Source organism: Oxynema mangrovii CENA135 (assembly GCF_016632315.1).
GTDB classification, from domain to species: domain Bacteria; phylum Cyanobacteriota; class Cyanobacteriia; order Cyanobacteriales; family Laspinemataceae; genus Oxynema; species Oxynema aestuarii.
Window position 1 is genome coordinate 1,346,477 of the sequence record NZ_JAEOXH010000002.1, and the last position, 13,024, is coordinate 1,359,500.

The following is a 13,024-nucleotide window of genomic DNA, read 5'->3' on the forward strand; positions in this document are numbered from 1 at the left end:
GTTTCGATTGGATCTAATGGACGGGTTATACCGTTTTTCAAACAATTGAGAAAAATTGAGGGACGGATACGGTAGTGCGATCTCCCTACTCGTTCCCTTAAAATGACAGCAGAATTTTGGCGTCGATCGCCTTTAAAGTGAGTTCGATCGTCGGGCGCTCTTGCGTAAAATCGATCTCGACCTCATAGCCACTATCGATGACTTCCAAGCCCCATCGATCTTGACGACTTGGATGCTTTTCTCGAACCTTAGCATCCCCGCTTCGTTGGCGCTTTTGTAAGTGAAACTTGAAATTATCGAACGTCGTTTGATCTTCAATTGCAAACAAGCGATTTTCTGCCGTCCCCAGCGTTTTAATTTCGAGATCGCCAACGTTAAACTTGATATTTCCATTATCAAGACGTTGAAGATCGATATCAGCAGATAACCCGTCAACTTGTACGCGATCGTCGCGATCGTTATTATATTTAGGCAATGACGGATAAAAAGGAAATTTAATCGTGGGATTAATCCCCCACTCGCGTAACCGATTTTCCAAGTCATACCGAATATCGTCAGCGCGATAAACCTGCCCTTGATTGGCAAAATAATCGGCTTGCTTTCTTTTCGTGACAATCCAACGTTGTCGGGCAAATTCTTTGAGATCTGTAGCTAAATCCCCAATAAATCGCTCGTAGAACTTGAGGGTAGCAACCAATCCCCCAATTCTTTCAAGCGCAGAACCGATCTGTTGCATGGAAAGATGGAATTCCCAATCGTTCTGACTTAAAATTTGCTCCATGAATTGTTCGTATCGTTGGCGGTTCTCCACATTCATATCGATGGAGGTTAAATCCGAGTAAGCAATAGCGCGCACGATATCGCACTTTAGCCGTAATTTTTGCGTTTCGGATCCGGCGATTGTCGAGAACTCTCGGTCAATGTCTGCGATCGCCTCAATCCACTGATTACGCTCGATTAAATAGGTCACTAAAGCCCCAAGAATCTCCAGTTTTTCATCCCCTTCAGTTTGACTCTGAGCAAAGCATTCTTTGACTTTCTCAAGTTCGTCTAGTTCAATATATAAACGCAAAGCACAGGTGTATTGCTTTTCCTTTTCTAAAGCCGAGGCAACAGTTTTTAAGGAAGCAGGTTGCATCTTCGTCGGTTTTCCCGCTTCTTCCCATGCTCGAACGATGCGATCGATCGCACCTGCTTTCGCCAACCATTCTATCTTTTCGGGGAAAGGATTGATTTCAGCTTGGGATAAATAATACTGAGGAATTTCGGTGGCGTTACCATTGGCCAAACAATCTTCAGCTTTGTGATAGTCTTGCGCTTTAAAAAATGCTTCTCCCGCCGCTCGCAACATCGATGAATATCCCCATCGATCTAATTCGCTAAAAGTAGAACCCAGTTTCAACCATTGTTCTCGGGTAAAAGATCCTGGATCGATCTTGGCAATGCGAGACTTAAATTCGGCGATCGCTGTTTTCCATTGCGGTAAAAAAGGAGACCCAATATGTTTTTGAACAATACATTTTTCTAAAAACTCATTAAACTTTAAAAGAGTGCGATCGGTTCGCGCGCGATCCACCATAAACTCGGCTAAATTTACCGCTAGACGATCTTTATAGTAATCGTGGCGATCGCTTAAATCGAGCAAATCATCCCAACACATCCCTTCCCAAAAACAATCCCATGCACGTTCGTATTCGCATTGATTGACAAAAGCTCGTCCGGCTTCACGAAAGCGCTCTTCAAATTGTAAGGCTAAAGCTTCGCACCAATCCGCTTTTTGACTTTCCCCCACTGAACTATAGTACTGTTTAGCTCGTTTGAGTAATCTTGGATTTTGTGAATTTAAACCTTTCGTTTCAAATTCTTGGGCAATTAAAAGCGGATTGTCTTCGGAAATATCTGTAATCGTCGTTACGCCGCCACTACTTAATAATTGAATGGCATTTTTCCAAAGTTCTCTATTGCTCGAATGGCTCAAAAATCGATCGAGTTCGCTTTGACTGCTCGCATACCTCCAGAGTTGAGCATCCCCTACTTCGGAATCAATAATAAATAAGCGCTCCATTGCACGACTGGCGGCGACATACAATTTATTGAAAAAATATTCAAACTCAATGGGACAATCGTTGACTGTATCTTGATTCCAAATTTGCGGGTTGCACGCTTCTCCAAACTTGTAGAGAATTACTTTTTTGAATTCCAATCCTTTAGCGGCGATCGCACTCAAAATATTTTTAACGGGTTCTCCCTCTCCAATATCTACAAAAATTTGACTGAGGATTTCATCATTTTGCACGAATTCATTTTCTTCCCCTTCTTCACAGGGAACGATGATAATCGTGTCTTTCACGTATTCTTTGAACTGCTGCAAAGAAATTTGGCGATCTAAGATGAATTTTTGGGGATCGGGAAAATCTACCTTTCTCCATTCTTTCTGAGGCTTCAAATCCGGTAGATTAAAAATAATGCTACGCCAAAATTGAATTAAGTTGGTAAACCGGACAATCGGAGGACTTGAACGATAATTAAATTCTAATTCTTTGAGGTTGAGGTCGATCTCTAGTTCCAGTTCGTTCAGAATTGCTTCATGAAAAGCCGCTTTAACTGTAGACCACCGAAATCCCGTGGGATTCAACGTTTGTAAAGGATCTCCGGCAAATGCAAACGGCAGCGAAAAAATTGGCATTCTTTGTAAATCGTATTGGGAAAGCTTCCACAACTTCATAATGAGCTGTAGTTCGATCCGCGTGAAATCTTGAGCTTCATCACAAAAAATAGCCGCATAATCCGATTCATAAGAATCGAGTTCTAGAACTTTTCTGATTAAATCTTGATCGTCCCAATATTGATGCTCTTGCGCCGTAGATTTATACCATCGCTCCCAAATGGTTTCGTAAATTTCTTGATAGTCACTAATTTCTATCGTGCGATCGCGGCGATTGACAATTTCTGTGGTTTGATAGTCGGACGGCGAAATTTCTCCTTCTAGTCGATATCCCTTAATAAAGCTTCTAATCACATGCCAGCAAATCTCTGCATTCCATTTTTTGGCTTGAGGTAACCGACAATTATTTTCATATAATTTCTTAAATCGAAAGAAAGAAATATAGTTTTCAGCAGAAAACTCTCTTTGATACTCTAAGGGAAGCAGTTCTATTAAAAATTTCTGGAACGGCTTAAAAAAGGAACTGACATCGGGGATCGGATCGTCGGTCGTGCGTTCTGACTGAAAACGATGGTGAGACACTAAGAGTTTTTGTACACCTTTTTTTGCAACTTCGAGCAACCGCTCGTTATAGGTTAAAAATAAAGGATCTCCTGAAAGCTCTGTTTGCTGAGAATTATAATATTTGCGGTGGCAATAGTCAGAAAATAGATAAAGTAGCATCGTAGATTTGCCACTCCCGGCTCGACCATTAATAAAAATTGGTAAAGAAGAGCGATCGGTTGTCAAACTAGACACGGACTCTAAAAGCAGCATTTCTTCTGCGGAAAGGGCTAGATTCGCTTCTTCTTCCCGTTCGATCTCCAGCCAGCATTTATCGTCAGCTAATAAATAATCCGGATAAGAGCGCTGGGCAAAAACAGTTAACTTCTCAATAGGAACTTCGCCACTAAATAGATTATCGCTTGCACTTTCATAAAATTTATTTTTACGACCTAACTGCAAGATGTCTGCTTCAGCAGGTAGATTTTCAAAGGGTGCAATTAAAAATAAAATATGCCTGGGGGGAGTATCTGCAGTCAAAATTTGACTGTAAACAATACTTTGGCTTTCACCATACATCCTAACTTGAGGCCATCCAGGTAAAGATTCGCCAATATCGCTGTTTTGAGCGATATCACCAATCAGTTGATAGTAGGTTTGCCAATAATCTTTAATGTTTGGTTTTCTAAATCGGGTGACCCATTCTTCACTTTCATAAATGACTAAATCGTTGGCATCTATCCCCCAAGCGGGGAGTTCTAACCAAGGTTGCATATCCGGAGGAACGCGCCAACGAAATGAGGGAAGGTTAGATGCTTTTTGCGCTTCTATTGCTTTTTTCAGCTCTTCAGGATCGAGAAGGTCTTCTAAGTCTGTTTTTCCGGTGTCTCTCAATCGATCTGAAAATTGTCTGTAGTCTCGATCGTGGTCGAAAATCTCTAAAAGACACAAAATCTTTTCTTGTTCAACTTGTTGGATCGATCCGATGAATCGATAACGCCTGTGGTCTTTTCTTAAGTAAGACGATCGCAGGGTTTGAAATAAATTGGTTTTCACAAAGGTTTCATCTGCCTTTTGACTATCTTCGATCAGTCGTTCTATTGGTCTGTGGAGTGAATAAAGCTCTTCTTTGTCTCTAAAGCGAGGCGTAATATATATGTACACTTGGCAATCTCCTCTTATAGTAGAATTGAGGGGTTGTTTTGTCTTATTTTATGGTTACATAAAATAAGCTGAATGGGAAGGGGATCGATAATCATACAATTAACTTGAGCTTGATTATTGCATCTCTCATTAAGCTGTGGAATCACCAAAGTTATGACCTTAATTCTCACCAATGACGACGGGATCGACGCGCCGGGAATGGCGGCATTATGCGAAGCGCTGGACGGACGGGCGATCGCGATCGCCGCTCCCCAAGACGAACTCTCCGGATGTGGTCATCAAGTGACGACGAGAAACCCCATTCACGTCGATCGCCGTTCGAGTACGTCATGGGCGATCGCCGGAACCCCCGCCGATTGTACCCGGATCGCTCTTTCTCACTTATATCCGGAGGCGAGTTGGGTGATTTCCGGGATTAACTCGGGGGGAAACATGGGGGTCGATATCTACATTTCCGGAACCGTGGCCGCCGTGCGCGAAGCCGCCTTTCACGGCGTTCCCGGCATCGCCATTTCTCAGTATCGTCAAGGCGGACGACCCGTTAACTGGGAAATAACGACCCATTGGGCCAGTCGGATTTTGGCCGATCTGCTCGATCGCCCCCCGGAACCCGGGTGTTTTTGGAATGTCAATTTACCCTATCTCGAACCGGGCGATCGCGAGCCGGAAATTGTTTTATGTGAGAACTCTTCCCAACCCCTGCCCATTGACTATCACATTGAAGGGGATTATTTTCACTATAGCGGGCGCTACGGCGATCGCCCCCGGGAAACAGGAACCGATGTCGATGTTTGTTTTTCCGGCAATATCGCCATCACTCAGTTATCTGTCCGCGCGATCGCGGTGCCTAGATTTGTCCAGGGGATTTAAGGGACAATTCAGAACGGGAAAAAGTGAAAATATAGGCGCAAAACCCTCAAAAATCGAGCCTTAAAACTCCACAGAATTCAACCGGGAACGATCGCTGTTGGAAACCCCCACTGTTCGCCAATCCGGATCGATCGCCCGCGATCGTCTTGCAGTTTGTGGGACGCGCGGCGATCGCAGCCAACGCGAACCACCACCGTTGACCTCCCCCGTTTGCAAAACCGCGCGATCGCCGTTGGCGAAGGTTCAATCGAAGCGGTCTTCGTCCACCTTATCGATCGCCGAGCAACGCATCTAAAAATGCTTCAAAAAAAAACGTCACGGCGATCGCGCAACGACTGGAGCGCCCTTTTCCTCTGCTCTGTAGGGAAATAGCCTCACGAGATCCCAGGGCGCCGACGGACAGGGGTGCCTTCCCCCATTCTCTCCCGATCCCCCAATTTTGTATAGTGTTGAAGTAGTTTTTTTTGCGATCGCAATCCTATGCTGCTTAACTCGCCGAACGGCTGTAATTGCGCAATATGATTTCCTAGGATAACCCGCTCGGCTTTTCTCCCCGAGCGCCCTTGAATCCTCCCTGTTCGCCCGCAGCGATCGATCGTCGTCATTGCGAATCTCGCAACAGACCCTTGACGATTCGATCTCGGCTCCTCAACACCCACACCTGCCGAAAGGATGAATCAGTTAAATAATGCTTTCACGCTTTGGATGAGTTTAATGGTCGAGGCAATGCCCTTCCTGTTGTTGGGGGTATTGTTATCGAGCTTATTGCTCTTATTTGTAGACGAACGCAAGCTGATTGCGATCTTACCCCGACATCCCCTCCTCGGCGCTTTGGCCGGAAGTTTGATCGGTTTTTTATTCCCGGTCTGCGAATGCGGCAACATTCCCGTGGCCCGTCGCTTATTGCTCCAGGGCGTCCCTTCCTCGGTGTCCATCGGTTTTCTGCTCGCCGCACCGACCATTAACCCCATCGTCATTTGGTCTACTTGGGTCGCCTTTCGCGACCAACCGGAAGTGGTTCTGTGGCGCGTCTTATTTTCCCTCGCCATTGCCACGACGATTGGTTGGATCTTCAGCTTTCAGAAAGACTTGCGCCCCCTGCTACAGCCGTCGGTGTTGCGGGCCATGCCGCAATCCGCTCCCGAACCGACGCCGGAAGCAAAAAAAGCCCAAAGTATTTCGCCATTACTACAGTCGGGAACCTTTTTATTAGGGCAAGGGGAACAGCCCATGCGGCTCGATACGACCGCCGTCCAGACGACTCCGCTCCCTCAACTGGGGAACGCCCAGATCGGTTTATTTCGGTTTTCCGGGGTCGATCGCTGGCGAATTCGCTTGTTTGTCGAGAATACACTGCAAGAATTGCGAGAACTCGGCGGTATTTTAGTGGTGGGTAGCGCGATCGCCGCGATCGTCCAAGTCAGCATTCCCCGCGATATCATCCTCAGTTTGGGTCAAGGTCCGGTCAGTTCGATTCTGGCCATGTTAGCTTTCGCCAGTGTCGTTTCCATTTGTTCCACGGTCGATGCTTTTCTCGCCCTCTCGTTTGCGTCGAGCTTTACCACCGGATCGTTATTGGCATTTTTAGTATTCGGTCCGACGATTGACTTAAAAGCCCTGGGTTTACTCCTGTCGATCTTCAAAGGTCGTGCGGTAGTTTATTTAATGGCGCTAACCGCTCAATTGACTTTTTTGTTTACCCTAATTTACAACTTAAAAGTGGGTTGAAATGGGCATCGAAACCCCAGTTTCTCCGAGTCAATTGGACAGTTGCTGGTTTTGCGATCGGGGCGAAAAATTTTTCGCCCTTACGGCGGGATCTGCTGCTATCGATCGCACGATCGATGGCAGCAGATCGTTTAACTCATTTCCAACATCCGCGCGATCGGTTGCCATGCCGCCTCGCGAATGTCTTCGGGCAAGTTAATGTCTGGGGTGCGATTTTTCATACATAAGTATAATTTTTCTAGGGTATTCAGACGCATGTGAGGACATTCGTTGCAGGCGCAGTTACTGGTCGAAGGTGCGGGGATAAACTGCTTGTCCTTCGCTTCTTTCTCCATCTGGTGGATGATGCCCGGTTCCGTCGCCACGATAAACGCCGAAGCGGGACTTTCTTTAGCGTATTGCAGCAGGGCCGTGGTCGAACCGATATAGTTGGCGTGACGCAATACCGGGGTTTCGCATTCGGGATGGGCGATGATTTCCGCGTCCGGGTGTTCGATTTGCAGTTGAACGATCTTTTTCTCGGAAAAGGTCTCGTGAACGATACAACTGCCTTCCCACAACAATAAATCGCGCCCGGTCCGTTCCATTACGTAACGCCCGAGATTGCGGTCGGGGGCGAAAATAATCGGTCGATCCGGGGGGAGTTGTTCGATAATTTTGACGGCGTTAGAGCTGGTACAGATGATGTCGCTCATCGCCTTGATCGCTGCCGAACAGTTGATATAAGAGACGACTAAATGATCCGGATGGGCGGCTTTGAATTGGGCGAAGGCGTCGGGCGGGCAACTGTCGGCGAGGGAACAGCCCGCATCTAAATCTGGCAGTAAGACGAGTTTGTTCGGGTTGAGAATTTTCGCCGTTTCTGCCATAAAGTGAACCCCAGCAAAGACGATGACCTCTGCCTCGGTGTTGGCGGCTTGACGGGATAAGCCCAGGGAGTCGCCGATGTAGTCTGCGATGTCTTGGATGTCGGGATCTTGGTAGTAGTGGGCGAGAATGACGGCGTTGAGTTCTCGCTTCAGTTCGGCGATCGCCTCGAATAAATCGTCGGGCAGGTCGTTCGATCCGGTCGTGTCTCGGGGAACAAGGGTGGAGGTAAACACAGTTATGGCCTGAACTTAGCTCGTTCGTTATCGTTATTGGAAATTATAGTAGTTTTTACCAAAAATGACAGGCGATCGCCGTCGGATCCTCGCAGGAGTTCTAGCGAAACGAGCCAACCCTTGCTTATGCTGGGTTTATGGGAAAAGTAAGGTAAAACGGGTCATGAGCGATCGCCAGTTTGAGCAACAGTCCTTGACGGTGGCTGTCGTCGGGGACGTTCACGAACAATGGGAAAAAGAAGATGCAGAAGCGCTGAAGGCGTTAGGAGTCGATTTAGTCTTATTTGTCGGCGATTTTGGTAACGAATGCCTTCGTGTCGTGCGGGCGATCGCCGATCTGGACTTACCCAAAGCTCTGGTTTTCGGCAATCACGATGCTTGGTACAGTGCCACCCACTGGGGGCGGAAAAAATGCCCTTACGATCGCCTCACCGAAGATTGGGTCGCCGACCAACTAGAAATCACCGATGATTTTCACGTCGGTTACGCTCACTTGGACTTTCCCGAGTACGGTTTGAGTGTAGTGGGGACTCGTCCCTTTAGTTGGGGCGGTCCGGAGTGGAAATATGCCGAGTTTTATCGCGATCGCTTCGGCGTCAACAGCATGGAAGAATCCCGAGATCGCATCCTCGCCGCCGTTCGCGAAACAAGCTGCGATACGATTATTTTTCTCGGACATAACGGCCCCTATGGCTTGGGTTCCTTACCAGAAGACCCTTGCGGTCGCGATTGGAATCCGATCGGCGGCGACTTCGGCGATCCCGATTTTCAAGAGGCGATCGCCGCCACTCGCCAACTCGGAAAAACGATTCCCCTAGTGACTTTCGGTCACATGCACCATAACTTGCGCCACACCAAACAACGGCAGCGACGATCGACCCACGTGGACGCCACAGGCACCTTATACTTGAACGGCGCCTGCGTTCCGCGCGTTATCGTCACCGAAACCGACGTCAAACGTAACTTTTTCCTCGTTTCCTTAGAAAATGGCGTCGTCACCGATGCTCGTCTCGTTTGGCTCGATCGCCATTTCCAGGCGATCGCCCAACAAATTCTCTACGAGAATCCCGGTAAAGCCATGCGTCAACTGGCTTAAGCGGATTTTAGGGGTTAGCGGTTAGAGTTTAGATTCTAGATCGCGATTTCGATCTCTTCTGAGGCGAAATTTTCTCAAAATGCCTGTTTTCTTTGCGAGGCAGGCACGCTAAGATTGAAAGAGTGCCAAATGGAGAGGTGGCAGAGTGGTCGATTGCGTCTGACTTGAAATCAGATGAGTCCGCAAGGGCTCCGGGAGTTCGAATCTCCCCCTCTCCGTTTTTGAACCAAAATAGCGACGCATTCCCCCACCTAGGAACAGGTGGGGGTTAAGGAGCGGCGGTTTCTATGTTAGGATGCTATACATCTTGAGCGGTACGGTAAAGGGCGGAACTGAGATTTCCGAACACCCCGGAGACACGACCTCTCAACTGAGGGAGAAGCACCCTGTAAATCCTGTGGAGTCGGTTGATACACGTCGGACTCCGGGTCAAAGTTTCACTCCAAGCCCCATAGCGGAAACGACTTGGGGGTGTCTCTGGGCAAAAGTTCCCAGAACACGGCGAGAATACCGCCTGTCGGGAGGGATAAACCCTTCTAATCAAGACACCGCCACCTCGCGTAGCAGGTGGAGGAGTATTCATCGTAGATAGTGGTTGAGGTGTGGGACAGTTCCGCACCTCGCTTGTCGATCGCGGGAGACGAGCAACATGCAGGGAAACGGGCTCATAACGCTGTTAACCGATTTTGGCTTGAGCGATCCCTATGTCGGCGTCATGAAAGGGGCGATCGCCTCCATCGATCCGGCGTTGCGCGTCATCGACCTCACCCACCAGATTGCCCCACAAAATATCGTGGCGGCCCGTTTTGCTCTCGCCTCGGCGATCGCCTACTTCCCTATAGGAACCGTTCACGTGGTCGTGGTCGATCCGGGGGTGGGGAGTCGGCGGCGGGCGATCGCGATCGCCTGTAAGGGCGCCTTCTTTGTCGGTCCCGATAACGGCGTCTTCGACGGAATCCTCGATCGCGCCGACCCGGCGATCGCCGTCGTCGAATTAACGGATTCTCACTACTGGCGCACCCCCAACCCCAGTACTACCTTTCACGGACGCGATATTTTTGCTCCGGTCGGCGCCCATCTCGCCCGTGGCGTCCCCTTCAGCGACTTAGGAACGGCGATCGCTCCGGAAACTTTAGTCCGATCGGACTTACCTGCTTGTCAAATCGGACCGACTCAACTTTCCGGTTGCATTCAATATGTGGATCGTTTTGGTAATTTAATCAGTAATATTCCCGGCGATGCCGTGGGCGAACGATCCTGGGTTTTGTCATTCGGCGATCGCCAGATTCCGAGTGGCCAAACTTATGCCGATGTCGGATCGAATGAGGCGATCGCCCTGGTCGGTTCTCACGGTTGGGTCGAATTAGCGGTCAATGGCGCTAACGCGCGCGATCGCTTTGGTTTAGATGTGGGGGCGAGGGTTGATTTGATTTTAGATTTTAGATTTTAGATTTTAGTTTTTATGTTTTTGATGATTTCACTAAAGATCTAGGAAATCTGCTTAAAAGGGGAGGGATTTTTGGATATTGTCATCGTCTATTGAATCCCCTTTTTCTCCTCTTGGCTTTTGCCTTTTTCGTTTAATAATTCACAAACCAAATTTCATACGTATTGAGCAATTCGTGATTTTCCTTATAACTGTTATCGAGATCTCCATAAACCTCTAAATCCACTAGAGGTAAAACAAACTTACGGCGATCGGAGGTTCGTTTGAGTTGAACTCTAATCCCTTCCTCAAGGGAAACATTTTCTTCAAATCCCAACAACAGAAATACATTTTCAAATGAGGGAAGTGTTGCTTTCGGCTTGGGTGATTTTTTTTGAATATGGGGAGGAGAGTCAAAATAGTCTTCTTCCCAGGCAAAAGGTTCGATACCTGTTAAATGGCAAGGCAAACTGATTTTGTTTTTAATATAATTCAGATAGGTTTTAAGATTTTTTTTGTTAACCTCGATATCTTCCGTCTTGAGGATGCTAGAAACTTTAGATTCTAACTCTTCTAGATCTAAGGGTTCGACAAAATCTTCGAGAAATTCGGCAAACTCTTTAATTTCCCGTTTTAAGAGAACCATATTTCTCTCTTCTTTAGAAAGGCGATCGATAATCTTGACGCCAAAGAGACCCTCATCGAGTTGAATTCCTCCAGCGATCGCCGAGGCTGACGGTTGATTTTTAGCGGGCTTTTTAGATTTAGACATCTTGAGAGCCTCTTTGCAGGTTTCCACCTTTAAAGTGTATCTTGAGTGCAGTTACTTTGCTGTCAATGTTTGACGAACAAACAATGATTCAGGAAAATTCCGACGAACCGATTGTTTACCAAGGACAGTTTGGTGAGTTTACCATCGATCGCGACGATCGCCTCGGGGTCGCGATTTACCGTGGGGGACTGGCGATCGCCGCCGCGTGTTTCGCCGTGGGGACGACCTTAGTATTATGGCAAGGAGTGACCGAGGCGATCGCCCCAGTTTTAACCTGGCTGTATGGGGGATTTTCCCTCGCCCTCGGCGTCAGCTTGCTGACCATTCACATTTATCTAGTTCCCTTGCATCGCTTACTACAATTGTTGTGGGGTGCGGGGGCGATCGCCACCGTTTGGGCGGCTGTGTCCTATCCCGAAGCCCTCGCCCTGACGGCTTATCAGCGCCCGATTGCCTTATTCGGCATGGGCTTTACCTTCGTCGCCCTTACGGGAATTTACTTTAAAGAAGCCTTTTGTTTCAACCGCTTGGAAACTAAAATTCTCACCCCCGTGGTGCCGATGCTGATTTTAGGCCATCTTTTCGGTATCTTACCCGCCGTTGGGGAACGGTTTTTATTGGCGCTTTGGGCGGTGTTATTCGTCGTATTCGCCTTGAGAAAGGCATTTCAAGCCATGCCCGACGATATCGGCGATAAAACAGTGTTCGAGTATCTCAAACAACAGCGATCGGCGCGCGTCCCTTCCTAAATCTCGCGATCGCCCGCGATCGATGGCGTCCCTTGACCACCTAACCATAAGGTTAAATTCCATGCCTACTCCCCCCTTGAGTGCGAATCCAGCGAGAACGGCAATGGACATTTTAATTGTCGAAGACGAACCGGACATCGCCGAGTTAATCGAACAATCTTTAGAAGAAGAAGGCTTTTGCTGTCGGATTTGTCATGACGGCTTCAGTGCTTTAGAAGCAGTACGCACCTCGCCGCCGGATCTGATCGTACTCGATTTGCGCTTGCCCGGATTGGACGGCTTGGAAGTGTGCGCCCGCATCCGACAGCAACACATCCCTAAAGATCCGTACATCCTCATGCTGACCGCCAGAGGGGAAGAAATCGATCGCATCATTGGACTGTCTACCGGGGCCGACGATTATTTTGTCAAACCCTTCTCTCCCCGGGAACTGATCGCCCGAGTCCGCGCCTTGTTGCGGCGCAGTTTGCGCCACGGCGGCGAAAGTCAGGTGTACCGCAGTGCCAGTTTTACCGTCGATGTGGACCGCCACGTGGCTCACCGCCACTACCATCACGAACCCGCCTCGGTGTTGGATTTAACCCATTTAGAATTCAAACTGTTAACGTTATTTGTCAAACATCCGCGCCGGGTGTGCGATCGCGCCCAACTGATCGAGTATCTCTGGGGAGATAACTTTTTCGGAAACGAGCGCGTTATCGATACTCATATTGCCCGATTGCGTAAAAAAATCGAACCGGATCCGCGCCAACCGCGTTTTATTAAAACGGTGGTCGGCGTCGGTTACAAATTTGAAGACGATACGCCGTCGAGTCTCAATTAGGGAGAGGCGATCGCGCGATCGCCCCTCCCCAGGGAGCTTTTATCCCCTCGACGGAGAAAATCCCCGATTGTCCCAGAATTTTCAC

At 48.2% G+C, this 13,024-nt stretch carries 10 protein-coding genes and 1 tRNA gene; 8 read left to right on the plus strand and 3 right to left on the minus strand.

Annotation, left to right across the window (positions count from 1 at the left end):
- Positions 1-97 precede the first annotated feature (97 nt).
- Complete coding sequence (locus tag JJD41_RS19425) at positions 98-4,102, minus strand: 3'-5' exonuclease (RefSeq protein ID WP_200669119.1); 4,005 nt, start codon at positions 4,100-4,102, stop codon at positions 98-100.
- Between the two features lie 423 nt (positions 4,103-4,525).
- On the opposite strand from JJD41_RS19425, the gene surE reads away from it, so the two are divergent.
- The 3 genes from surE (at position 4,526) to JJD41_RS19440 (ending at position 6,970) form a co-directional block, all read left to right on the plus strand.
- On the plus strand, positions 4,526-5,242 hold the full coding sequence (surE, locus tag JJD41_RS19430) for a 5'/3'-nucleotidase SurE (protein ID WP_200669120.1): 717 nt from the start codon (positions 4,526-4,528) through the stop codon (positions 5,240-5,242).
- 97 nt (positions 5,243-5,339) lie between these two features.
- Positions 5,340-5,537, plus strand: coding sequence for a hypothetical protein (locus JJD41_RS19435; RefSeq protein ID WP_200669121.1), 198 nt, complete (start codon positions 5,340-5,342; stop codon positions 5,535-5,537).
- Positions 5,538-5,914: 377 nt separating this feature from the next.
- Entirely contained in the window at positions 5,915-6,970 is a 1,056-nt protein-coding gene (locus JJD41_RS19440; RefSeq protein WP_200669122.1) for a permease, read from the plus strand.
- A 131-nt stretch (positions 6,971-7,101) separates the two neighbouring features.
- Here the strand turns inward: JJD41_RS19440 and nadA are convergent, their stop codons facing one another.
- Positions 7,102-8,073, minus strand: a complete 972-nt coding sequence (gene nadA, locus JJD41_RS19445) for a quinolinate synthase NadA (protein WP_200669123.1) — start codon at positions 8,071-8,073, stop codon at positions 7,102-7,104.
- Positions 8,074-8,236: 163 nt separating this feature from the next.
- Here nadA and JJD41_RS19450 point away from each other — a divergent pair, with 163 nt between their 5' ends.
- The 3 genes from JJD41_RS19450 (at position 8,237) to JJD41_RS19460 (ending at position 10,619) form a co-directional block, all read left to right on the plus strand.
- Positions 8,237-9,169, plus strand: coding sequence for a TIGR04168 family protein (locus JJD41_RS19450; protein WP_200669276.1), 933 nt, complete (start codon positions 8,237-8,239; stop codon positions 9,167-9,169).
- 131 nt (positions 9,170-9,300) lie between these two features.
- Positions 9,301-9,387, plus strand: a tRNA-Ser gene (locus JJD41_RS19455).
- Positions 9,388-9,818: 431 nt separating this feature from the next.
- Complete coding sequence (locus JJD41_RS19460) at positions 9,819-10,619, plus strand: SAM hydrolase/SAM-dependent halogenase family protein (protein WP_200669124.1); 801 nt, start codon at positions 9,819-9,821, stop codon at positions 10,617-10,619.
- 130 nt (positions 10,620-10,749) lie between these two features.
- On the opposite strand, the gene JJD41_RS19465 is transcribed toward JJD41_RS19460, so the two are convergent.
- A complete protein-coding gene (locus JJD41_RS19465; RefSeq protein WP_200669125.1) occupies positions 10,750-11,367 on the minus strand; it encodes a hypothetical protein in 618 nt (205 codons plus the stop codon).
- An 83-nt stretch (positions 11,368-11,450) separates the two neighbouring features.
- Between JJD41_RS19465 and JJD41_RS19470 the strand changes: the two genes are divergently transcribed.
- A complete protein-coding gene (locus JJD41_RS19470; protein ID WP_200669277.1) occupies positions 11,451-12,116 on the plus strand; it encodes a DUF2301 domain-containing membrane protein in 666 nt (221 codons plus the stop codon).
- A gap of 103 nt (positions 12,117-12,219) precedes the next feature.
- Positions 12,220-12,939 (plus strand): response regulator transcription factor, encoded by a 720-nt coding sequence (locus JJD41_RS19475; protein WP_200669278.1) that lies wholly within the window; start codon positions 12,220-12,222, stop codon positions 12,937-12,939.
- The last annotated feature ends 85 nt before the right edge of the window (positions 12,940-13,024 follow it).